The following is a 22954-nucleotide window of genomic DNA, read 5'->3' as shown; positions in this document are numbered from 1 at the left end:
CATGCGGTGGATAATAACGCATACTGGATATCGATTTAGATCGCTCATTCCGATGACCTAAATGTCCGGCAGCGGCGCGACTTCTGCGCCAATCGCTGGAGCATCATCATGACGGACGGTAAATTTCGTGTTGGCATTATCGGCGCGGACACGCAGGCCAGCTGGGCGGGCGCATCCCACATTCCCGCCCTCGCAGCGCAATCCTCGCTGGTCCTCGCCGGCGTTGCTACACGTCGCGAGGAAAGCGCCAAGGCGGCCGCCGAGGCGTTCGGCGCCGAGCGCTGGTATGCCGACCCTTTCAAGCTCATCGAGGATGAAAGGATTGACATCGTGACCGTCGCCGTGAAGGTGCCGGCGCACCATGATCTGGTGATGGCCGCGCTGGCCGCGGGCAAGGCGGTTTACGCGGAGTCTCCCTTGGGCGCGACGCTTGCCGAAACCGAGGCGATGGCGGCAGCTGGCAGATCTCTTCACACCGCGATCGGATTACAAGGCCGGCACAATCCCGCCGTTCGCCGCGCAGCCGAACTGGTCGCTTCGGGCAAACTCGGCCGCCTGTTGTCGGCGCGCGTCGATGCAACGACGTTCGGCTATGGACCGCAAGTGACGAGCAACTACGACTATTTCAACAAGGCCGCGTCCGGCGCCAGTTTCATGACGATCACCGTCGGCCATGTCCTCGACGTGATCGAAGCCGTGCTCGGCGACATCACGCAGGTGGATGCGCGCACCGCGTTGCACTGGCCGCAGATCGAAGTGGTCGACACCGGCGAAACTTCCACTCGCGAGATCCCGGACCATCTGGACCTTATCGCCGCGACGGCGATCGGCACCCCAGTGTCAGTTCAGGTGCTGGCCGGCGTGCCCGCCGACGAAGCGCGGTTCCGCTTCGACATCCGCGGCACGGAAGGACGCCTCACACTGACCGGCGATCACCTCGCCGGTGTGCAGGTCGGCGATCTCCGCTTGACGGCATCCGTCGATATTGCCGCTCCCGACGCGCCCATCGCGACCGGCGTCGGGCCCACAGCGGCCGACTTCTGGGCCGGCGCGGCGATCAATGTCGGCGAGGTCTATGCCTCGCTCGCGCGCGATCTGGTGGCAGGCACCTACCACACGCCTGGCTTCGACCACGCGCTCCATAACAGCCGCCTCGTCGCTGCCGTCGAGCGGGCGGCGCAATCGGGCGAGCGGCAGTCGATCTGATCCAGGGAGACATATCATGCGCTTGCGCAAACTTGGCAGCAGCGGATTGTTCGTGTCCGAACTTTGCTTTGGTGCGATGACCTTCGGCGGCACGGACGGCCTGTGGGGACAGGTCGGCAAATTGGGACAGGAGGATGCCGATGCGTTGGTCGGCGCTGCGCTCGACGCGGGCGTGAACCTGTTCGACACGGCGAATGTCTACGCGCACGGCCGGAGCGAAGAAATTCTCGGCCGCTCGCTGAGGAACATCGGCGTTGCCCGGGATCACGTGATCGTGGCAACGAAGGTGGCCTCGTCAATGGGCGAAGGGCCGAACCAGGGCGGCGCTTCGCGCCGACACATCCTGAGCGAATGCCATGCCAGCCTGCGCCGGTTAGCGCTCGACCATATCGACCTCTACCAGGTTCACGCCTTCGACCCCGCGACCCCGATCGAGGAGACGCTGGAGGCGCTCGACACGCTCGTGCGCGCCGGTGACGTTCGATACATCGGGCTTTCGAACTGGGCCGCCTGGCAGATCATGAAGGCGATCGGCATTGCGCGGGCGCGCAACCTGGCGCCGATCACGTCGCTTCAAGCCTATTACACGCTCGTCGGCCGGGACGTGGAGCGCGAGATCGTGCCGCTGCTCACCGCCGAACGGGTCGGCATGATGGTCTGGAGCCCGCTTGCGGGTGGCTATCTCAGCGGCAAATATGCCGATCGCGGCAATCTTGAATCGGCGCGGCAGACCGAGCTCGACTTTCCACCGATCGATCGCATCCGTGGGGAACCGCTGATCGGCGTGATGAAGGAAGTTGCGATCAAGCATGGGCGCCAGCCAGCACAGATCGCTATTGCATGGCTGCTAAAACAGCCCGTTGTGTCCACCGTCATCATAGGCGCAAAGCGCGTTGAACAGTTGCACGAGAATCTCCAGGCAGCGGAGGTCGAGCTCGATATCGACGACATGCACCGCCTGGGCGCAGCCAGCCGCCTTCCGATAGAATATCCGGGCTGGCTGCTGAACCGGGCGGCAGAGCAAGATATATAGTCATGTTACCAGCGTTCGCACAGAGCGCACGACGGCGGGGGTTCCGCGATTGGCAACGCCCGGTTTCTCCAACGCCGGCTTCCGCAATGCATCCATCTCCCTATTCTCCTGATAGCAATCACAAGGAGATAACGACATGCCTGCAGTCCTCGTCCACGGCGTACCCGACACCCACCGGATTTGGGACGACGTCCGCCCTCATCTTGAGCGGGACGACATCATCACGGTCGATCTCCCCGGTTTCGGCAATCCGTTGCCGTCAGACTTCAGGTCGACAAAGGAAGAGTATCTCGACTGGCTTGTCCACCGGATCGCCGAGATCGGCGAACCCGTGGATCTGGTCGGTCATGACTGGGGCAGCCTGCTAACAGGCCGTCTCGCGTCGATCCGACCGGAGTTGGTGCGGACCTGGACCGGAATCAGCGGGCCCATCGATCCGGAGTTTCCGTGGCACTATCTTGCCAAGATCTGGCAGACGCCAGGGCAGGGCGAGCAATGGATGGAAGATCTCGACCTCGAGGAATTTGCGGCAAATCTCGTCGAGGCACAGATGCCGAGAGATGCGGCGGATGAATCGGTTCGGCATCTGGATGCAACCATGCGGGCAAGCATTCTCGCACTTTACCGTTCCGCAATTGAGGTCGGCGCGGAGTGGAAGCCGGGTTTGAGCGATGTGACCGCCCCAGCGCTGGTGATCTGGGGCCTGGACGATCCGTTTCTGCCGCACCGATTCGCCGACGAGCTCGGCAATGCCACAAAAGCACGCGCCGTCGTGAAACTGCGCAGCTCGCACTGGCCGATGAACGAGCGTCCGGCCGATGTCGCGCGCGAACTCGAGGCCCATTGGGCTCAATCTTAACTCCCTGCGCTTGCTTCACTTGGGTCAAACCCACGCATCCGCAGCGCGAACGACAATGCTTGGTCACTTGCAATGCGCCCAAGCACTCGTCCGGAAATGAAACCATGGTTGAGCAGCCGGGCGAGCATTGCCCAGGCTGCACCAGACAGGAGCGCACCTACATGATCAATTCAGCAAACACCCGGATCGGCGTCGGTATCGTCGGCGCCAGTGCCGATCGAGGCTGGGGCGGAATTGCTCACGTACCGGCGCTGCGGGCGCTCGACGCGTTCCAGATCCGCGCCGTCAGCACGACTCGTATGGAGAGCGCGAAAGCGACCGCTAACCAACTGGGTGCCGATCTCGCCTTCGACACGCATCAGGCGCTGGTCCTTCGGCCGGAGGTCGACTTGGTGGTGGTTGCGGTTAAGGTACCGGAGCACAAGCAGATCGTTTCCGACGCGCTCGCTGCGGGCAAAATGGTCTATTGCGAATGGCCGCTCGCGCGAAACCTATCGGAAGCCGAAGCGCTGGAGAGGTTCGCCCGCGAACGGCGGCTGCGCACGGTTATCGGGTTGCAGGGCGGCCTGCACCCGCCGATCCGCTACCTTCGCGACCTCGTCCGGCAGGGCGTGATCGGCAGGCCGCTCAGCACGAGCATCCGAGCGCATCTGAACGACGACATGTGGGTCGGCCGATATGACCCGCCGTTCGAATACATGGCTCACGCAGGGAATGGCGCCACGCTTCAAAGCATCATGCTCGGCCACGCGCTCCAACCGCTCGCGCATGTACTCGGCGCATTCGAGAGCCTGTCCGCCGTCGTCTCCAATCAGCGCGGCGACGGCATTCACCTCTCGGATGGCACGTCCCTCCCGAAGGACGCGCCGGACGAGATCATCGTCGCCGGCGTTCTCGAAGGCGGGATCGTCACTTCGCTGCACTACAGTGCCGGGCAGTCCGCGGGGGTGGTTTGGGAGATCCAGGGCACCGAAGGCCGGCTGCGAGTCGAGACGGCGTCGGGCTACATCCACTTCGGCGATATTACCATCACGTTGCGCCGCAGCAGCGAGCCTGTCCAGCAGCTACACGTCCCACCGGCATACGCGGCTCCCGACCTGCAACTCGACCCGCCCGCGGCGGGCGTCGCCCGCCTCTATGCCCAGCTTGCCGCCGACCTCCGCGATGGAACCTCAGATGCGCCGGACTTCGCGGTCGCACTCGAGCGTCACCGGGTGCTCGAGGCGATCACACAGGCCTCTGAAACGGGTCATCGCCAGCATCTGGCCCAACCCGACCTAGTCAACTCCAATCGCTAAAACCAAGGAATATCCATGATCCGCCCGCGTCGCTTATCTCTGCGCGTGCAACCGGAAGGCCGAGCGATCGTGCATGACCGGCTTTTGAGGGTGGCTCTCGGTCGACGGCTATGGCTGTCACAGCGCGGATGCAGAAGCCGCGATGTTCACTGGCCTTCTGCTGGAGCTACGTTTCTAGGCGCTGTTATAATAGTTTTCAAAGCGGAGCCGAACCGACTCCGCGAGTCCGGCGTCCGGCTCCCGCCGCGCCGTCATCATCCTCGTTGATGATAGTCTCATCCCGTCGGCGGGCTTGTCGCCCGACGGCAGAATCGACTTATGATGCAATCAGTAGGAGACTTCGCCGTGACCACCAAGCTCAAGATCGACTTCATTTCGGATATCGCCTGCCCCTGGTGCGCGATCGGGGTAGGAGGTCTGGAGCAGGCGCTCGCGGCCTTGGAGGGCCAGGTCGACGCCGACATCACGTTCCATCCCTATGAGCTGAGCCCGGACATGCAGGCGGGCGGGCAGAACGGCTTGGAGCACATCAGCAGGAAGTTCGGCATGCCGCACGACCAGATTCGCTCCAGCCGCGATATGATCCGGGCACGTGCCGCCAGCGTCGGCGTCACCATGAACACTTCCGATGAGAGCCGCATCTACAATACGTTCGACGCGCATCGGCTGCTCGCTTGGGCAAAGGATGAGGGACGGCAGCTCGACATGAAGCGCCGCTTGCTGGCTCTATATTGGACCGATCAGGTCGATCCGGGCGACCGTTCTGCTCTCGTGGTGGCCGCGGAGGAGGTCGGTCTGGACGGATCAGCGGCGCGTGCGGTGCTGGAATCCGATCGATACGTCGAAGAGGTCCGTGCCGAGGAGGAGCTTTGGCGTAGTCGCGGTATCAACAGCGTTCCGACGGTGATCGTCAACGACCGGCACTTAATTTCCGGCGCGCAACCCCCCGAGGAGTTTGAGCGGCGGCTGCGTGATCTTGCCGCCGAAGGCGGCGATGCCAGCTGACGCCGACGATGCACCGAACGCATCGCCTCACTGCGTCAGCGCATTTCCACGCTCGCAGCCGAATGGACACCGCGTTTGAGGTGGGACGCTCAGCGCGCCGGCAGGGGTCCACCGGGGAATTGCACCAGCTAACCGCCAATTGAGATCGAGCCGAGATCGATGCCGAAAAAGCCAATCTGGTCGATGATGGCGGCTACCTCAGCCTCGGCCCGCCGATCGTCGCCCGAATAAAGAGAACGCGCTTGCTGCTTTCCGATTGCGGATCGCCCGGCAAGTGAGCTCGGGTGAGATGGTTGAACGCCTTCAAGACCCGCGCACCGGGAACGAGGTCCGCAAATACATCCAAAAATGCGGCCACCCAGATCGACCGGGCGATAGAGCGGCGCCTAGAAGGGGTTATTGGCATCGATCACGATCTTGCCGCCGAAATCCAGACCCGCGAGCGCGCCGGGAATTTCCCATCACTGGACAGCCACAAGAACGAAGTCCCGTGCTGCAGCTTCCTTGACCGTTCCAGCCCGAATTGAGCCTCCGAACGTGGAGGCGAGCCCCGCGATACTGTCAGGTCCGCGGCTGTTCGCGATGGCGGGCTCAATGCCTGCCTTGCCTAACGCTTTCGCGAACACACCGCCGATATTGCCTGCGCCGATAATACCACTCGTCATGAGCCAATACTTCAATCACGTGTTTCCGTTGACCAGAAAATGGGTCGCAGATAGACATATCAAAAGTCACAGATGGATTATTTAAGTTTCAATTCTTGCTTGAAGGTTTAATTACATGGAGACACTCGCCAACCTGGAAGCGTTCGTCCGTAGCGCGGAGGCAAACAGCTTCTCGGGCGCGGCTCGCCGACTCTCCCTCACGCCGGCGGCAGTCAGCCGGAACGTCGGCATGCTCGAACGAAACTTAGGCGTGCGGCTATTCCATCGCTCAACACGCAAGTTGGCCCTGACGGAAGAGGGTGAAGCCTTCTTGCAAAGCATCGGCGACAGCCTTGCCGACCTTCAGAGCGCAATCGACGGCGCCTCGCAGATCAAGGGCGAGCCAGTCGGCGTCCTGAAAGTAAGCCTGAGCCTCTCCTTCGCCATGGGCTACGTCCTTCCCGCGCTGCCAGAATTTCTCAGCAGGTATCCGGGCATCCGGCCCGATTGGCATTTCGACAGCCGCCAAGTCGACTTGGTTGCGGAAGGTTTCGACGTCGCGATCGGCGGAGGTTTTGACCTAAATCCCGGAATTGTTGCCAAGGCACTAGCGCCCGTTCACGTCGTCGCCGTCTGCGCGCCAAGCTATTTCGGCAGAAAAGCTCTACCTACGAGCCCTGCTGATCTCGCTGAACACGATGGGATTCTCATGCGCTTCTCTACATCGGGTCGCATCCGACAATGGATGATGCGGAATGCTCAGGGGGATGAGGAGCGCGCGCTGTTAAAGGAGACAATCATTATGAGCGATTCCGCCCCAATGGTCCAAGCGGCCCTTGCGGGGCTTGGTATCGCAATGGTGGCTGTGTCGGACGCGCTTCCGCATTTGGAAAGCGGCGCGCTGAAACGCATCCTGCCGAAATGGTATGCGGATGCGGGATCAATATCGCTCTACCACTCAGGTCGCGCCTTGCAGCCGCGCAAGACCAGAGCATTCATCGACTTTTACACGGAACATTTTCGTCGAGAGCGCATCAGCGCACGGTTCGCGGGAAGCCTCTAGTAAGCCAGCGTAATCCATTCCCTGACGATTGTCTTAGATAAATGATGGGCACCTCCATTGCCTCCTTCCAAACAGGTGCCGAAAGGCCCGGCGCTGCTGGAGCGGAGCGAGGTGCCCCAAAAAATATATGCGTTCTGTTAGCCCATAGTTCTTAGGGCGCCTTGATCACACCTTGGCATCAGCCTTTAGGCGAACCAGAGGAGGTTTTGAGTGAGGTGGCTGCGAGCGCTGGGAACCTTACCCGGTTTCGCGGTGGAGCGATCGCAGCCCTCACTGTAATGGCCTAGGTCTTTAGGTAAGCGTACCTCCATCAACCGTCAGGATGGTGCCCGTGATCTGGCGCGCGGCATTCGATGCGAGAAATGCGACCGCAGCTGCCACGTCTTCTGGCTCGCCATACCGCCCCAGTGGGATCAACGCTCGCTGGAAATCACCGAATTCGCCTTCGGCCGGGTTCATTTCCGTATTCGTTGAACCAGGCTGCACCAGATTGACGGTGATATCACGAGGACCCAGTTCGCGTGCCAACCCTCGCGTAAATGATTGGAGCGCGGATTTCGTCATCGAGTAAACCGTTGATGGCCCGACAATTCGCTCGGCGCCGGCGGACCCGATCGTGATAATGCGCCCCCCGGCAGAGAGGTGGGGCATGGCCGCCTGAGATGCCAGGACCGGAGACCGGGCATTGACGGCAAAGAGCGCGTCGATCTCGTCGACCGTGAAGTCCGCAACGTCCTTGTAGGTGGCGATCGCCGCGTTGTTGACGAGAATATCAAGACCCCCGAGCGCTTTCACTGCCTCATCCACCGAGCGCGCGATTGCAATCGGATCTGCGCTATCGGCCTGAATTGCAACGGCGGCACGGCCCTTGCTCTCTATTAATTCCACCACCTTTGCCGCGCGATCGGCGGAATGCGCGTAGGTGATGGCAACGTCTGCGCCTTTTCCCGCCAGCGCAACTGCGATAGCCGCACCAATCCCGCGTGACGCTCCGGTCACAAGTGCGCGTTTTCCAGCCAACTCAGTCATCGAAATTCCTTCCTCAGTGTTTGCGCGACGTGCGCGCTGCCATTGCGATATTCGCCGATCATCACGTGATCGATGTTGGCGCCGCACCCTGAAGATGGACAGGATACCGCTTCACAATAAGCGGCAAATCAATTGATTTATCTTCAACGGATCGTTTGCAATAGGAGTGTCAGTTCGCGACCGCTCGCCATATCCTCGCTCATCACCACTCCTGGCAAAGAGCGGCTAACATTACCCCAAAGCAGCTTCCTGCAAGGCGGCCTCCACACCACGGTTACGCTCAGGCTGTGGCTTGGGTGATCGCAGTATCAAGAACCTCCAGACCGAAGTCGATCTCATCCTCTGTTGCCGTAATCGGAGGCGCCAGACGCATCGTGCCGCCCGAGAAAGCTCCGGTGATATTTGCCGAGACACCATTCTCAAGCGCCAGCCGCGTCACACGCGATACAATTTCGGTGCCGGTTAGACCCTTATGCGGCACGAATTCGACGCCGAGAAGGAGGCCGCGTCCGCGCACATCGCCGATGCATTGATGCTTTTGCATCAGGTTCTGAAGCCCCTTCACGAGGCGGCTGCTGAGTTGTTTCGATCGGTCAAGCAGTTGATCGCGCTTGATGACTTCGAGCACCTTGAGCGCGACAGCCGCAGGCAGCGGGTCGTTGACATGTGTCGTTGCAAACATGAACCCGCCCGCTTCCCCGGCCGCCGCGATTTCGTCCGTGGTCGACACCGACGACATGGCCATGCCAGCCCCCAGCGTCTTGGATAGAAGCAGGATATCCGGCGTAAAGTCATCCCGTTCGAACGCGAACATTTCGCCGGTTCGGCCAAGACTGGTTTGCGCCTCGTCTATGATGAGAAGCATGCCGCGTTGTTCGCAGTGCTTTTTGAGCGCGGGGAGGTATCCGGGAGGCAGGTCGATTACCCCACCGGTGCTCAGCACAGGCTCTGCGACAAACGCCGCGAGATTGCCCGTCGACTGGCGATCGAGCAGGGCGAAGCTGTCATCGAGCTCCTGCTGCCAGGTTACACCCGGAAAGCGGGGGCGAAAGGCATTGGGCGCCGGAATTGCGAACTGGCCCGGCATGAGCGGGCCCTGGCCGCGGCGCCCCAGAGAATAAGTCGCCGAGGCGGCAACCCCCGTCGACCCGTGATAGGATTGGGCAAACCCCACCACCTCCCACCTGCCGGTAACGACCTTGGCGAGCTTGATGGCCGCCTCGACGGATTCGCCGCCCGTCGAAAGGAACATCGAGCGGGGCAAGTCCGGCACAAGGTCGGCGAGTGCTTCAGCGAGATCGACCACCGGCTTGGAGATCATCATGCTGAAAAGATGGTCGAGTTGACCGGCAGCGTCTCGCAGCGCTTCGACCAGATCGGGATGCGCATGGCCCAGCACCGAACTCATTTGACCGGAGGTAAAATCGAGCACCTTCCGGCCAGATGCATCATAAAGCCAAGATCCCTTGGCGCGCTCCGGCACAAAGGGAACAAAGCTGCCACTGACGCCCATATAGCGAAGCAGATACTTGTCGGCGGCATCCCACAACGAGCGATCCATGCCATTTACCGGGTTATTCATTTTGGTGCCGCCCCTTCAGACTTTGACATCGACGTATATCGATGATGTTCGGGCGATTATTAGCCCGACGACAGCACAAGCGATAAACGCAAATACTTCTCTCCAATTCATGAGAACATTTTTTCAATCCTGAATTATCGCTGTTTTGAACGGCAAGGCCGATGCGTATTGACCGGCAACCCGATAGGATCAGCTACCCAGTCGGCTTGACATTTTTGGCCAGCAAGGGCTCGCAAAGCCCGCAAGCTAACTCTGGGCTGATATCTGTCGGATATTGATCTTCAACAAACTGATATTTGAAGGTGCGGTTTGCGGGGGTTAGGCCGCAGATCAACAGTAGCATTATCGTCGGAATCGGGAAAAGTTTGCGCCAGGCGGGCTTGAGGTGAAAGATCATAGGGGCATGCGATCGCAGCCGTCCCTTGGGGTGAGCCATCGCGTCGAAAGCGGCGTGATGAACAGCCGCCTTGGAAATTACAATGCCATCACGCGCAGCGCGTGAGGCGCGGAAAACGGCAGTCTGCCTCCACATCGCGTCGAGTTAATCCGGTCGCTCGCCTTCGCGCCAAACGACCAATGCCGCCACTTCGTCAGGGGAAGATGCCCGTGAAACCTAACCGCGCAGATATCTCAAGCGGAATTGCCCTGATGTCCGCCATGCGTTCATCCTGGATCGACGGCCGAGCCGTTGATGATGTCGGCGAGGTCATGTCACATCGAAATCCCGCCAACGATGCAGATCTTGGCGACACGGTAATGGCGGACGCCCGAACCGTTGATCTTGCCATGTCCTCCGCGCGCCGCTGCTTCGAGGGAAGCTGGGGTTCATTGTCGCCCTATGACCGCAAGAAGCTGCTCCTCGGCTATGCTGATCTGATAGACGAGCATGCGGCCGAGCTGACGCTGCTCGAAATGCTCGAGGTGGGCAGACCGAGCAGCGACGCCGCCGCGCTTAACGCCGCGGCAGGCGATATAATCCGGACTTATGCGGCCAAGATCGATACCGTGAATGGAGACATGTTCCGGTCCGAGGAGCGCCGGATGGGTGTAGTGCTGCGCCGCCCGCGCGGTGTCGTCGGCGCGATCGTTCCGTGGAATGTTCCCGTCATGAACGTCCTTCTGCGGTTAGCCCCAGCGCTTGCGGCCGGAAACACGATCGTCGTCAAAGCCTCCGAGCTGTGCCCCAGAACCACGCTCCTGTTGGCGCGCCTAGCCTCGGAAGCCGGTTTGCCGAACGGCGCCTTCAATGCCGTAATCGGGGCGGGGCCCGTGGCGGGCGCACGCCTTGCCGAACATCCCGACCTGAACCTCGTCGCCTTCACCGGGTCGAGCGCCACGGGCCACGCGGTGGCGCGCGCCGCCGCGAGCACGAACTTCAAGCCGGTGCTGCTGGAGTGCGGCGGAAAGTCGCCGCAAGTCGTGCTCGACGACGCATTCGAAGACGAGCGGATCTGGGCGCTGCTTTTCTTTTCCGCCTTCTGGAATACCGGGCAATGGTGCGTTGCCAAGACACGGCTGCTGATCCCGCGAGCTCGGGAACAGCAGGCGATCGACGGCCTGATGTCTGCCGCTCGTGAATGGCGAGTAGGCGATCCGGCCGATCCGGCCACGCGGCTCGGCCCTCTCGCCAGCAGGGGCCAGCTTGCCCGGGTCAGAGGATATTACGCCAAGGCCGGAGCGCTGGGTGAAGTTATCAACCTTGGCTGCCCGCGCGGCGACATGCAGGGCGATGGTTATTATGCATTGCCCAGCATTGTTACCGGGCTGCCCAGAGGTTCGGTCCTGCAAAAGGAAGAAGTCTTCGGCCCGCTGATGACGGTCGAGCTGTTCGACGATCTGGACGATGCGATCGCGTTGGCGAACGACACCGAATTCGGTCTATCGGCAAGTGTTTGGACCGCGCGATCCGACCATGGCTACAAGCTGGCCCGTAACATTCGAGCCGGCGGCATATCCATCTTTTCCTCGGTCGATGCGGCGCGCTCGACCGGTCCCGAACTCGGGACCGCCCGCTATTTTGAACCGCAAAAGGAATCTGGACTTGGCATCGATGGCGGTGAGCACGGCTATCTCGCCTACACGACGCCCCAGTCTCTCTATTTTCACAATTAATATCTCACCTTCCAGACCGGACAACTCGCCCATGAATTTCGAAATGACAGGACAGCAAAACGAGATACGCGACTCGGTGTTGCGATTATGCGCTCGTTTTGACGCCGAATATTGGTTGGACCGTGACCGCAACGGCGGCTTTCCGCTGGATTTCCACAAAGCCATTGCAGATGGCGGCTGGCTCGGCATCTGCATGCCGGAGGAATATGGCGGTGCCGGGCTGGGAATCCTGGAAGCCGCCATCCTTATCCAGGCGATCAGCGAGTCCGGCGCCGGAATGAGCGGCGTCTCCGCCGTCCACATGAACATCTTCGGTCTCAATCCGGTCGTGGTGTTCGGGACAGACGAACAAAAACAACGCATCCTTCCGCCGCTGATCGCGGGAGCCGAAAAGGCGTGTTTCGCGGTAACCGAACCAAACACCGGACTAAATACCACGCAGCTCAAGACATTCGCGCGGCGCGAAGGCGACACCTATTTCGTGACCGGGCACAAGGTATGGATCAGTACGGCGCAGGTTGCGGAAAAAATGCTGATTCTGGCACGGACGACCCCCTTGGAGGACGTCAAGAAACCGACGGACGGATTGAGCCTGTTCTACACCGACCTCGACCGGCGCTATATCGATGTGCGCGAGATCGAAAAACTCGGGCGCAAGGCCGTCGATTCCAACGAATTGTTCATCGAGAACCTGCCGGTGCCCGCCGCCGATCTGATCGGCGAGGAGGGGAAGGGCTTTTACCACATCCTGCACGGACTGAATCCCGAACGATCGCTGGCGGCAGCCGCGGCAATCGGGCTTGGCCGGGCGGCGCTCAAACGGGCGGCGCAATATGCCAATGAGCGGATCGTTTTCGATCGTCCGATCGGACAGAATCAGGGGATTCAGCATCCTCTCGCCAAATGCTGGATGGAGCTCGAAGCCGCCAATCTCATGGTGATGAATTCCGCCTGGCGCTACGATACTGGCCTGTCCTGCGGCGCCGAAGCCAATGCAGGCAAATATCTGGCCGGTGAAGCAGGATTCAAAGCCTGCGAAGCCGCGGTCCTCACCCATGGCGGCTTCGGATATGCCAAGGAATATCATGTCGAACGCTACATGCGCGAGGCGATGCTTTTGCGCATCGCGCCCGTCAGCATCCAGCTGATCATGTGTTTTATCGCGGAGAAGGTCCTCGGCCTTCCTCGCTCATATTAGGCGCGCGAATCGCATGAAAGATTTGGGCTTGATCGGCAGCGGTCTGTTTTTCGGCGACCTCGCATTGGGCATGCGGTGGCACAGCCCTGGCCGCACATTACTGGAGGCTGACCTTGCAGCCTACATCAATCTGAGCTGGTTCACCGAAGAGCTGTTCACCAATCAGCATGATCGCGCCGACAATGCGATCGAGGGGCGTCCCGTGCCCGCACTCATGGTGATGGCTTTTGCGGAGGGGCTGATCGTCCCCACCCTCGCCCGGGCCGGGCTCGCATTTCTCCACACCGATATGGAAGTCCTAGCGCCGACGCGCCTCGGCGATACAATCCATGTCGAGTGCGAGGTCATCGAGGCGCGATTAACGTCCAGGAAAGACCGTGGACTGGTTCGCACGCGCAATATCGTGGTGGATCAAAATGAACGGCCTGTTCTGCAGTATCAGCCGCTGCGTTTGTTACGTCTCCGGGATACCCATGGCGAAACAGAGAGCGCCGGGTGATGCCCTGGCCTTTCCGCGCGACCACCCCGCTGCACCCCGGCCGCCCAGCACCGGCGCGATCTGCACCCGACGCGTTCGCCGCTGTCACCATTTCAGGGGGAAAAAACCGTGACGACGCCTAGCCATCGAGCCGTGTCGCCGGATGGCGAACCCGCATCGCCAACTGCAGCCGGTCCTCTGACGGGCATCCGGGTGCTCGATCTCACATCGGTCGTCCTCGGCCCGGTTGCCACGCAGATACTCGGCGACCACGGTGCCGATATCATAAAGATCGAGGCCACCACCGGCGATATGATGCGTGCCAACGGTGCCGCCCGTAACCTCGGCATGAGTTCCATCTTCCTGGCAATCAACAGGAACAAGCGCTCGCTGGCGGTCGACCTGAAAACCGACGAGGGCCGAAGGATAGCTTTGGAAATCGCCGCGTCGGTCGATATTGTCATCCACAATATGCGCGTCCCCGCCATGGAGCGGCTGGGCCTGGGATATGAAGCCGTCAAGGCGGTCAATCCCGAAGTCATCTATTGTGCGGCGACAGGCTTCGGCCAGGACGGTCCCGATCGAAACAAGCCGGCGTTCGACGACATCATTCAGGCAGCTTGCGGCCTCGTGGGTCTGGTTGGCGCGGCGAGTGGCCGACCGGAATATACGCCAAGCCTCGTTGCCGACAAACTGGCGGGTGTCGCGGTATCCGGCGCTGTGCTTGCCGCGTTGGTGCATAAGGCGCGGACCGGAGAGGGCCAATATGTCGAAGTCCCGATGTACGAAACCCTGGTCGAGTTCGTCTTGGCCGAACATATGGGCGGGATGGCATTCGAACCCCCTGCGGGTCCGGCGGGATATGCCCGTATCCTGAGCGGCGGGCGGCGGCCTTCGCGAACGGCCGATGGCTATGTCGCCATGCTCCCCTACAGCCCGAAGCATTGGGCCGATCTGTTCGCCCATCTTGGCCATGCCGCGGTTCTGGAAGAATGCGACATCGGTGACCGCTTCAAGGTGAATTCGGCCGTCCGCATGCTCTACGACAGACTGAACGAGATCACGCCGGCGCGAACCACCGATGAATGGCTATCGATTTGCGAAGAGCTCGATATCCCCGCAACGCGGATTTACAACATCGAGGATCTGCCCGACCACCCGCACCTGAAGGCGGTGGGGATGTTCGAAACCATGGATCATCCGAGTGAGGGCAAGACGAGATTTGTGCGCCCTGCCGCCCGCTTCGAACGCACGCCGATGAGTGTTCGCCTTCCGGCGCCCAGCCTCGGCCAGCACTCGCGGGCCGTTCTGGATGATCTTGGCTATTCCGCCGAGGTGATCGAAAAGCTCGCGCGCGATAGCGTCATATATTTGGGCGACAAGCCGCCCCATGCCGGAGAGGAACAGCAGGACAATCTGTGAGGGCGCAGCGCGCCTTCGCAGCCGCCGCAAAGCGTCCTGCCATATGGTTTTGAAAACCGGGCGGCGGCGCCGCGCGCTATCGGCTCAGCGTAAAGCCTTCATAACCCTTGACAGCGACCTCTCTGCACTTCTCGAAATAGGCCGGCTGGCCACCTGCGTAACTGATGAGCTGGCGGGCCTTGCCAGGGATGTTGGCCCCCATCCACCACGAGTCTGCGTGAACGAACAAGGTCGCCATAGCTACTTCGGTTGCGTGCTGGACCCAATTCTCCTGCGCTTCCTCGGTCGCCTCGATCCGGCTATAGCCATGCTCCCGCATATGTTCGAGGCAATCGACGACCCACGCGCCCTGTATCTCGGCGCAGGTCGGACCGTTGCAAAACGACGAGGGGCTTTGCGGACCGTAAATCACGAACATGTTCGGAAAACCGTGGATGCCAAGGCCAAGATAAGCCTTGGCCCCAGACTGCCATTTATCCTTCAGCGGCGCACCCTCCGTACCGCGAATATCTATGCTGGTCAGCCCGCCGGTCACCCCGTCATAGCCCGTGGCCAGCACCAGAATATCAAACTCGAACGCCGCTTGGCCCGTCCGCAATCCCGTCGGCGTGATCTCGACGATCGGATCGGTTCGGACGTCGACGAGCGTCACGTTGGGCTGATTGTAAACTTCATAATAGCGTTGCTCCAGACTGGGTCTCTTGGTGCCGATCGGATGCAGCGGCTTCATGGGTGCCAGCTTGTCCTGCATGACGGGATCCTTGACCCGCGCACGAACCTTGTCTCGCCAGAATTCATAGGCCGTTACATTCGCGTCGATGTCCTGGAGAACATCGGCGAAGGTACCGAGCCAGAAGCCGAAACCGCCTTGATTCCAGCGCTCTTCGAACACGGCATTGCGCTCGCTCTCGGAAACGGCGAGCGCTGAATCGCCGAGCGGCACAACGTCGACCCCTCCGTGAGAGTCCGCCACGGCCTTGAACCGTCCCGCAGCCTGTTGCTTCTTCACTTCGAGCTTGGCCGCCGCATCGAACTGGCGTTGTCCCATCGGAAAGGCCGTATTGGGGGTCCGCTGGAAAACGGTCAGTTCCTCGACGAGGGGCCCCACCTCCTGAATCAGCTGGACCCCGCTTGCCCCGGTGCCGATCACGGCCACGCGTTTGCCTTCGAAGTCGATCCCCTCCTTGGGCCACAGGCCGGTATGGTGGCATTCGCCGCTGAAGCTTTCGAGACCTTTTAGTTCGGGGATATATGGCTTTGAGGCGAAACCGGTGCACATGACCATGAAGGTCGCGCGAAACCTCGACCCGGTATCGGTGTCGATCGTCCAGGCGTTCGCGCCGCTGTCGAACACACATTTGGTGACTCGCGTGTTGAACCGAATGTCTCGGCTCAGGTCGAGCTTCTCGTCGACATATTTGAAGTAGGCATAGACTTCGTCACGGCCGGGAAACCGCTCGCTGAAATCCCAGTCTTTCCACAGGTCATCACGCGAGAATTGATATACCGCACCTTCGGAATCGAGGCGCGCGCCCGGGTAACTGTTCCAGAACCAGACCCCGCCAACATCGGCCGCAGCTTCAATCAATCGAACGTTGAAGCCGCGCTGCCGCAGGCTATCGAGCTGGTAAAGGCCGGCAAAGCCTGCTCCGACAATCAGGACATCGACCTGCTCGGCGTCATGGGCCTGAGTGTCTTTCACGACGGATGCGGAGCTCATCGGTGGGTCCCTCTCTCAAACATATTATATTGACCGAAATTTCCGTTCCCGCCCGTCAGGGGCAGGCCCGCCGCCAGCCTGGCGATCAAATTAGGAACCGCTCCGCACGCCGTCTAATATCATTCGCTACGGTCTCGATATCATTCGGATACTGCCGGGTTCGCCTATGCGGACGCGTCAAACGCCTTCTGCACATCAATCGCCACCTCGATCATCCGGCGCTTGGCGAATGTCATCGCGTCGGCGCGGTGCGCGATCGAAAGGCCGGTTCGGCTGGCTGGCGTCTGCTGGGTGAGCGGGCGCAGGACGACCCCGGGCGGCGCGATCCTTTTCCACATCTCGGGTACGAGCGCCACGCCGATCCCGCTTTCGACAAAGGCAAGGATTGTGTGGGCTTGCTCGCCGTGTTGCACGATTTTCGGAATGAACCCCGCTTGGGCGCATGTGGCCTTGACGCTAAAGAACATCGTCGGATTGCGGCTCTCCGAGGGCAACACGAAGCTGTCGCTCGCGAGATCCTCCAACGCAATCCCCGGTGACTTTGAAAGCCGATGTCCCTCGGGAAGAGCGGCAATATAACCATCATGCTGAATGGGAACGAGGGTGATCGATGAATATTGCGGGGCCGGATGGCGCACGATTCCTACGTCTGCCTGCCCCTCGCTCAACAAGCTGAGAATGGCTTGCGTGTCGTTTTCGACCAGATCGAGCTGGATCGTTGGATTTTCGACACGCAAGCGAGTGATCGTGCGCGGCAAGAAGGACAGCATCGCGGACGGGACAAAAGCGATCCGCAGCCGGCCGATGTGACCCGACTCCACCTGGGCCAGTACCTGCCGAACCTGGTCCGCATGAAAAATCGCATTTCGCGCCGGTTCGAGCGCAGCCCGTCCCGCCTCCGTCAACGCCACCGATTGCGAAGTGCGCTCGAACAACTTCATGCCGAGTTCATTCTCCAGCCGCTTGATCGCCATTGATAGCGGGGGCTGGGCGATGTTCAGGCGCTCGGACGCCCGGTGGAAGCTGAGCGTTTCCGCAACCGCAACGAACTGACGCAATTGCTGAAGCTTCATCGATCACCTCCCGCCGCATCATCTCGCAGCCTTTGTCCAGCGACATGCCAGTATTGGGCCCTTGGGCCGACCGTGCCGCTCAGTGCCTTGAAACCGCGCTATGCGGCCTCGTTTTCTCCAGGCCCGGACGGCGTCTTTGAGTAGGAATTGCCGTGCATGATTTTGGGAATGCCGACGATCAGCAACGGCAGAACGAAGATCAGGGTGAAAATGATCGACAGATAATTATACGCCTGTGCGATCAGGTCCACGAGACCAATGGATGCAAGAGCCATGCTGGCGAGGAGCGCGACACCCGAAAGGCCGGCATGGCTAAGCCTGCCCATCGGGGCGCCTGCGCGCTCCTGGCTCCAGCGATCGACGCGCTCGATCGCACCGCGCAGCAAACCCACGCCGGTCTGCGCGATCATCACGAAGAGAACCAATACATAGGCATCGAGAAACAAAGGAGAGGTAAGCCGTTCCATCATGAAGTAGGTCGGCAAAACTTCGCCGAGCACCCGCGGATATTCGACAAGAAAGGTCAGGTGGAAGCAGACGGCGGGAGCAACCGCGGCAGAACCGGCGAAGACTGCCGCTACCAGGGCCTCGCCGCGACTTTCCAACTGCGTCCCGCAGAACAGCAGCAATGGAATCAAGCCCGCGTTCGTGATCGCATATTTCAGTCCGTCGCGCAGCGCGCCGGGGACCGAGGACGCGTCTTCGAATGCACCGGCGAGAGCCTGTCCGTGCGAGGAGATCACGATCACCAGCAGAGCGATCAGGATCAGGGCAAGCGCCAGCACGCTATACCGCATCGAGCGCTCGACAAGGTCGCGTCCGCCATAATTGATCGCGACGACGAGCAGCAGCAGCACAGCTTCGCCAATGCGCAGCGGCACGCCGAAGTGCGATTGCAGCACCGCGCCGGACGACGACGCGCAAATCGCCAGGGTCGCCACCATAGTGAGCGTTATGACGATTTCGTAGACAAACCAGCCCCGGCCCAGCAGCAGCTTGTAGAAACCTCGATATTCGTGCGTTCGATATATTCGCGCGATTTCGAAGCTGAGAAACAGGCATGCCGCGTACACCAGTGCGATCGTACCAATCGACAGAAACCCACCCACGGGGCCGTGTCGGCTCATAAATTGTACGACTTCGCGTCCCGAACCAAACGCGCCTCCGAACAGCACGGAGAGAAACACCGCCGATGGCGTTAAGATGACGCGAGTCAGCTTGCTTGACATGACGCGTTAACGGATCAGGGCTGCGAACGGGCAGTCCCGAAGACCGGTCCCGCGCGCCTTTTCCTGGCCGATGAATTTACGTTCGTTCAAGACAATTGCCTTTCCTAGCGAGGCTGCACGAGCAATGGCTGGCGTAGCGATCGCGAAGCCGCGCTCCGTGCCCGAGAAACCGTCACCGCTTCAAAATAGCTTGTCACCGACAGGCCGCTAATGACCACTCCGCGGCGCGGCGCATTCGCACGACGCGGCGGTGCCGTCGGCGGAATTTTCATCTCCCGGCAACCAGCCCAGCGCGGCAAGAAAGGCATCGGTGCGCCGGCTGGTGTCCGCTGCCCAATATTCTGCCTTTACGCCGACCGAAGGATCCTCGAGGCCCATCCAGATTTCGGTGAACCCGTGCGGCGCGCCGGGATACAGCACAACCTCGCAAGGCGCCCCTCTCTCCTTGGCCTCCTCGCAGAAGATTTCCGCCTTCTTTGGCGGTGTAGACGTGTCTGCCGTGCCCTGAAAGATTATGGTGGGGGGCAGGCCTTTGTCGAGATGCTCAAGTGGCGAGAATGCGCGACCTCGCTCGGCATCCTCCCCGCCAACATATCGCGCTATGTTTTGCACCACTTCGGGAGAGGAGGTGTCGAGGGCGGGATTGTAAAGAATGAGGGCATCGGGCCGGAAATCCATTTCCTGCCTTTTCGTCGCCGTTACCGCATCGGGGTAAAGTGCCGTAGCCAATGCCAGATGCGCCCCGGCTGAGCTGCCGACGGCTGCGATCCTGTTGGTATCGATGCCGAAATCGCCGGCATGCTCGTGAACCCAACGCATCGCCGACTTCGCGTCGGCAACGGAATCCATCATGGAAGACCGATGCCGGCATTTGACGCGATAATCGACAAGAATTGTCACGATGCCGCGCAGCGCCAGATGAGTGGCCTGGGTCTGGAAGCGCCGGATGTCGCCGATGATCCAGCCGCCCCCGAAATAGAATATGACCGCCGGCGCCTTCTCACCGGGCTGCCGCGCAGCAGAGTTAAACACGTGAAGTCGCAACGCGACATCATCGACCGTCTTGTAGATGAACGGCTTGGCGCCATTGATATGCAAGGCTTGGGGATCGGCGGCTTCGCTGGGAACACAATATTGCTGCATGAATTCTTGCGCCGACGCAGGCTGGCCAAAGACGCATAGCAACATGCCGACCAGGGCACTGCGCAAAAGACGGATACAAATCGGCTTCATATTCACCCTCCGAAGATTCCTGCCAGCATCGCCCGCTCAGCGCATTAACTCAAGGCGACCGGGACTTTATCCTGGTCGCCGCGAGGGTCCCGCTTCAGCACCATCATTCCTGCCGCGCTTTAGAAATTCCGCAGGACGGAGAGGCCAAACGTCCGCGGACGAGCTGTTATGAACGCGTATGGATCCTGGGCCGAGTTGATCGCCGAGAGTTGGGCCCGCTTATCGGTAAGGTTTCTCGCAAAAACCGACACGGTCCACAAATCGTTCGTCATCGAAGCACGCAGATCGACCAGCGTGTAGGCCTCCAGCTCGATGTTGAACGGACTGTTTTGGAAATAAGCGTTGCGCTTGCCCTGATAGTTGACGTCAGCCGCAAAGGTCGCGGTCCAGTCGCTGGTCGCCGACAGCGGGGCCGTATAATTCAGCCCAACTGCAAATTGGAACGGCGGGACGTCAGGCAGCTTGTCTCCGGAGACACCCAGAGTGGGATTTATCGCCAACTGATCGGGCGCGGCGCCTTCTTTCAGATAGGCATCCTGGATCGAGCCGGCGAAATTGACGGTCAGCGCATCGGTCGGCCTCGCGACAAACTCGAATTCAAAGCCCTTGATCCGCGCGTTGCCGGCATTGCCCAGGTAAGGCAATGCTTGTGAGGTTGCTTGCTGAACCTGGATATCTTTCCAGTCGATGTAGAAGACGTCGGCCTGATACTCGAGACCGCCACCGAACAATTTCCCTTTGATACCAGCTTCGTAGTTCCAGAGATTGTCCGGCCCGAATGATAGTGGAATGGGCGCGAAGGGGCTCGGGGGATTCAAGCCGCCAGAACGAAAGCCTGAAGACGCCGTCGCATAGACCAGCAAGTCATCGCTGAACGTGTAGCCCGCATTGAACTTGTAGGTAAACTTGTCGTTGGTTTGTTCCTCGTTGACGACCGGTGGCTCGCTTGTCTGGCCGTCCGGAAAACCGAAAAACGGATGGGTGATTTGCTGAACGCCGTTAAGTGTCTCGTGGAAATAGCGGATGCCAGCCGTCAGTTCGAGACCAGGCACCACATCCCATGCCATCTCGCCAAACGCAGCATATTGCAGGTTCTTGCGGCGATCGGTGCGGCCAAGAAACGTGGTCCCGGTGTCGGGGAACTGCAGAGCATCTTGCGAAGTCAGCGTGCTGAACCCGCCCCTTGGCGTGCCGATGTTATTCGTAGCCAGCACATTGACCTCGAGTTTCGAAGCTTCGCTCTGGCGGAAGCCGCCCACCACGAAATTGACCGGGAAATCGAAATCGGAAGCGAAGCGCAGCTCGCTGGAGTTTACCTTCCGATCGACATATTCATAGGTCACCGACGGGTAGGGAAGGCCAAACTGAACCAGGATTGCTGTCGTATCGATACTGTACAGAAATTTACGGTTGAACTGGTTGGTGGTGGCCGTGAATGTACCGAACGACGTGCTGTAATTGGCGGTGGCGCTATAAATCTGAAGATTGTCTTCGCGCGGAGCGAGGTTGACATCGGTGTTGCACAGATCGCAACCTTGGATAATCGGGGCCCCCGGAGCCGGGTAGGCCGTGATCCCGGCAGGCGTGTATCGCGACGATCCGCGTGCCTTTTGCTTCTGACGCGTGTAAGAAAGGTCGATCGTCAGCTGGTCGACCGGCTTGACGCGCAGGATAGCCCTGCCCCCAAGGACATTGTCATTGTTGACGTTGGAGACACGCCCCAGCGGATCGAGCGAACCGGCACCGACGCGGACCTGGTCGACGAAGCCGCTGTCATCGACGCCCCAACCAACAAGGCGCAAGGCCATCTTGTCCTCGATGATCGGCAGGTTTAGCGCCCCGTTTATATTGTAATTCTCACCGCCTTTACGGGTCGTCGATATCTCGCCTTTCACATAGCCGCTAAACTCGTCAAGATCGGGCTTGTTGGTGATGAAGCGGATGGTTCCGCTCATGGAGCCGGCGCCGTAAAGCGTACCTTGCGGCCCTCGAAGGACCTCGATGCGTTCCAGATCATACAGCCGGATGTCGGATTGAAAACCGCCGCCGTCATTCGCATTGGAGCCGCTTATCACCGCCTCGTCATAATAAACGCCGGTGGTTGAGGCACCCGTAGAGCTGACACCTCGAATGACATATTTGCGATCGCCGGGGCCGAGATTTTGGATCGCCAGACCAGGCACCTGCCCGGCGACATCCTCAAAGCTCACGGCGCCTTGGTTGAGCAAATCCGCGCCGGAGATGGCCTGAATAGCGCTAGGCGCTTTAAGGACTGTGGTCGATTGCCGCTTGTTGGCCGTGACGACAATCACATTCCCCGAGCTTGACGCGTCGGGCACATCATTCGCATCGGCTTCACCAACGGAATCAGCAAAACTTGTATCGCTTTGGCCGGAGTTATCTTGGGCGTAAGCAGAACTCACGCCCATCCAAGAGATTGCAAGTATCGAACAACAATTTGCTAAATATTTCATTTGCTCGCCCCCAAAATTACTCTCCGGCAAATGAGAGAGACTCGCATATATTAATAACGAAAAATTCAAACGGGATAAGTCAAAAGAACTTGCTGTTACACATGAGGAAACTTCATCAATTCTGGGCATCGGATGGGGCAAAGCTTTGCTCAGAGCAGATGCAATCTTGGGGTGATTGGTCATGGCGCTATCAGAGTGAAGGTGGTGACGCGAGGGTCATCACGACGGGGGCAGCCGCCTCTCAGATATCGCCATGCCCGCCCGAGCTTGCGCCCGGCTTGGCGGTTGCGGCTTGC

At 60.2% G+C, this 22954-nt stretch carries 18 protein-coding genes; 10 read left to right on the top strand and 8 right to left on the bottom strand.

Features of this window, described 5'->3' with window-relative positions; all coding sequences use genetic code 11:
- Positions 1-108 precede the first annotated feature (108 nt).
- The 5 genes from HDC29_RS00750 to HDC29_RS00730 all read left to right on the top strand — a co-directional run bounded on the left by HDC29_RS00750 (position 109) and on the right by HDC29_RS00730 (position 5401).
- On the top strand, positions 109-1206 hold the full coding sequence (locus HDC29_RS00750; RefSeq protein WP_179493563.1) for a Gfo/Idh/MocA family protein: 1098 nt from the start codon (positions 109-111) through the stop codon (positions 1204-1206).
- Between the two features lie 16 nt (positions 1207-1222).
- The gene (locus HDC29_RS00745) at positions 1223-2239 is read left to right on the top strand and encodes an aldo/keto reductase (protein WP_179497099.1); all 1017 of its coding nucleotides are present in this window, start codon (positions 1223-1225) and stop codon (positions 2237-2239) included.
- A 136-nt stretch (positions 2240-2375) separates the two neighbouring features.
- Positions 2376-3098 carry an alpha/beta fold hydrolase gene (locus HDC29_RS00740; protein WP_179493562.1) on the top strand — a complete coding sequence of 241 codons (723 nt, stop codon included), beginning with the start codon at positions 2376-2378 and terminating at the stop codon, positions 3096-3098.
- A gap of 161 nt (positions 3099-3259) precedes the next feature.
- Positions 3260-4396: a Gfo/Idh/MocA family protein gene (locus HDC29_RS00735; RefSeq protein ID WP_179493561.1), complete on the top strand. Its 1137-nt coding sequence runs from the start codon at positions 3260-3262 to the stop codon at positions 4394-4396.
- Positions 4397-4741: 345 nt separating this feature from the next.
- On the top strand, positions 4742-5401 hold the full coding sequence (locus HDC29_RS00730) for a DsbA family oxidoreductase (RefSeq protein WP_179493560.1): 660 nt from the start codon (positions 4742-4744) through the stop codon (positions 5399-5401).
- A gap of 461 nt (positions 5402-5862) precedes the next feature.
- On the opposite strand, the gene HDC29_RS19100 is transcribed toward HDC29_RS00730, so the two are convergent.
- Positions 5863-6066, bottom strand: a complete 204-nt coding sequence (locus HDC29_RS19100; protein WP_218844269.1) for an NAD(P)-binding domain-containing protein — start codon at positions 6064-6066, stop codon at positions 5863-5865.
- Positions 6067-6181: 115 nt separating this feature from the next.
- Between HDC29_RS19100 and HDC29_RS00720 the strand changes: the two genes are divergently transcribed.
- The gene (locus HDC29_RS00720; RefSeq protein ID WP_179493559.1) at positions 6182-7108 is read left to right on the top strand and encodes a LysR family transcriptional regulator; all 927 of its coding nucleotides are present in this window, start codon (positions 6182-6184) and stop codon (positions 7106-7108) included.
- Positions 7109-7399: 291 nt separating this feature from the next.
- Here HDC29_RS00720 and HDC29_RS00715 read toward each other — a convergent pair whose 3' ends face one another.
- Complete coding sequence (locus tag HDC29_RS00715) at positions 7400-8137, bottom strand: SDR family NAD(P)-dependent oxidoreductase (protein WP_179493558.1); 738 nt, start codon at positions 8135-8137, stop codon at positions 7400-7402.
- A gap of 280 nt (positions 8138-8417) precedes the next feature.
- Entirely contained in the window at positions 8418-9719 is a 1302-nt protein-coding gene (locus tag HDC29_RS00710; RefSeq protein WP_218844268.1) for an aspartate aminotransferase family protein, read from the bottom strand.
- A gap of 606 nt (positions 9720-10325) precedes the next feature.
- Here HDC29_RS00710 and HDC29_RS00705 point away from each other — a divergent pair.
- The 4 genes from HDC29_RS00705 (at position 10326) to HDC29_RS00690 (ending at position 14929) form a co-directional block, all read left to right on the top strand.
- The gene (locus HDC29_RS00705; RefSeq protein ID WP_179493557.1) at positions 10326-11831 is read left to right on the top strand and encodes an aldehyde dehydrogenase family protein; all 1506 of its coding nucleotides are present in this window, start codon (positions 10326-10328) and stop codon (positions 11829-11831) included.
- 31 nt (positions 11832-11862) lie between these two features.
- Positions 11863-13029: an acyl-CoA dehydrogenase family protein gene (locus HDC29_RS00700; protein ID WP_179493556.1), complete on the top strand. Its 1167-nt coding sequence runs from the start codon at positions 11863-11865 to the stop codon at positions 13027-13029.
- 13 nt (positions 13030-13042) lie between these two features.
- The gene (locus tag HDC29_RS00695) at positions 13043-13528 is read left to right on the top strand and encodes an acyl dehydratase (RefSeq protein WP_179493555.1); all 486 of its coding nucleotides are present in this window, start codon (positions 13043-13045) and stop codon (positions 13526-13528) included.
- 108 nt (positions 13529-13636) lie between these two features.
- Positions 13637-14929, top strand: a complete 1293-nt coding sequence (locus tag HDC29_RS00690; protein WP_218844267.1) for a CoA transferase — start codon at positions 13637-13639, stop codon at positions 14927-14929.
- A gap of 76 nt (positions 14930-15005) precedes the next feature.
- On the opposite strand, the gene HDC29_RS00685 is transcribed toward HDC29_RS00690, so the two are convergent.
- The 5 genes from HDC29_RS00685 to HDC29_RS00665 form a co-directional block, all read right to left on the bottom strand.
- Complete coding sequence (locus tag HDC29_RS00685; RefSeq protein ID WP_179493554.1) at positions 15006-16649, bottom strand: NAD(P)/FAD-dependent oxidoreductase; 1644 nt, start codon at positions 16647-16649, stop codon at positions 15006-15008.
- Between the two features lie 164 nt (positions 16650-16813).
- Entirely contained in the window at positions 16814-17722 is a 909-nt protein-coding gene (locus tag HDC29_RS00680) for a LysR substrate-binding domain-containing protein (RefSeq protein ID WP_179493553.1), read from the bottom strand.
- Positions 17723-17820: 98 nt separating this feature from the next.
- Positions 17821-18951, bottom strand: a complete 1131-nt coding sequence (locus HDC29_RS00675; RefSeq protein ID WP_179493552.1) for a hypothetical protein — start codon at positions 18949-18951, stop codon at positions 17821-17823.
- 207 nt (positions 18952-19158) lie between these two features.
- Entirely contained in the window at positions 19159-20184 is a 1026-nt protein-coding gene (locus tag HDC29_RS00670) for an alpha/beta hydrolase (protein WP_179493551.1), read from the bottom strand.
- A 119-nt stretch (positions 20185-20303) separates the two neighbouring features.
- Positions 20304-22607: a TonB-dependent receptor gene (locus tag HDC29_RS00665; protein WP_179493550.1), complete on the bottom strand. Its 2304-nt coding sequence runs from the start codon at positions 22605-22607 to the stop codon at positions 20304-20306.
- Between the last annotated feature and the right edge of the window lie 347 nt (positions 22608-22954).

Origin of the sequence: Sphingopyxis sp. JAI108, assembly GCF_013410105.1 — a bacterium.
GTDB lineage: Bacteria > Pseudomonadota > Alphaproteobacteria > Sphingomonadales > Sphingomonadaceae > Sphingopyxis > Sphingopyxis chilensis.
This window is presented reverse-complemented; position numbering and strand designations above follow the sequence as displayed.

What these genes read in the sequence shown, in the direction of transcription:
- HDC29_RS00750 (WP_179493563.1), top strand. Translation starts at nt 109, where the DNA reads ATGACGGACGGTAAATTTCGTGTTGGCATTATCGGCGCGGACACGCAG.
- HDC29_RS00745 (WP_179497099.1), top strand. Translation starts at nt 1,223, where the DNA reads ATGCGCTTGCGCAAACTTGGCAGCAGCGGATTGTTCGTGTCCGAACTT.
- HDC29_RS00740 (WP_179493562.1), top strand. Translation starts at nt 2,376, where the DNA reads ATGCCTGCAGTCCTCGTCCACGGCGTACCCGACACCCACCGGATTTGG.
- HDC29_RS00735 (WP_179493561.1), top strand. Translation starts at nt 3,260, where the DNA reads ATGATCAATTCAGCAAACACCCGGATCGGCGTCGGTATCGTCGGCGCC.
- HDC29_RS19100 (WP_218844269.1), bottom strand. Translation starts at nt 6,066, where the DNA reads ATGACGAGTGGTATTATCGGCGCAGGCAATATCGGCGGTGTGTTCGCG.
- HDC29_RS00720 (WP_179493559.1), top strand. Translation starts at nt 6,182, where the DNA reads ATGGAGACACTCGCCAACCTGGAAGCGTTCGTCCGTAGCGCGGAGGCA.
- HDC29_RS00715 (WP_179493558.1), bottom strand. Translation starts at nt 8,137, where the DNA reads ATGACTGAGTTGGCTGGAAAACGCGCACTTGTGACCGGAGCGTCACGC.
- HDC29_RS00710 (WP_218844268.1), bottom strand. Translation starts at nt 9,719, where the DNA reads ATGAATAACCCGGTAAATGGCATGGATCGCTCGTTGTGGGATGCCGCC.
- HDC29_RS00700 (WP_179493556.1), top strand. Translation starts at nt 11,863, where the DNA reads ATGAATTTCGAAATGACAGGACAGCAAAACGAGATACGCGACTCGGTG.
- HDC29_RS00695 (WP_179493555.1), top strand. Translation starts at nt 13,043, where the DNA reads ATGAAAGATTTGGGCTTGATCGGCAGCGGTCTGTTTTTCGGCGACCTC.
- HDC29_RS00685 (WP_179493554.1), bottom strand. Translation starts at nt 16,649, where the DNA reads ATGAGCTCCGCATCCGTCGTGAAAGACACTCAGGCCCATGACGCCGAG.
- HDC29_RS00680 (WP_179493553.1), bottom strand. Translation starts at nt 17,722, where the DNA reads ATGAAGCTTCAGCAATTGCGTCAGTTCGTTGCGGTTGCGGAAACGCTC.
- HDC29_RS00675 (WP_179493552.1), bottom strand. Translation starts at nt 18,951, where the DNA reads ATGTCAAGCAAGCTGACTCGCGTCATCTTAACGCCATCGGCGGTGTTT.
- HDC29_RS00670 (WP_179493551.1), bottom strand. Translation starts at nt 20,184, where the DNA reads ATGAAGCCGATTTGTATCCGTCTTTTGCGCAGTGCCCTGGTCGGCATG.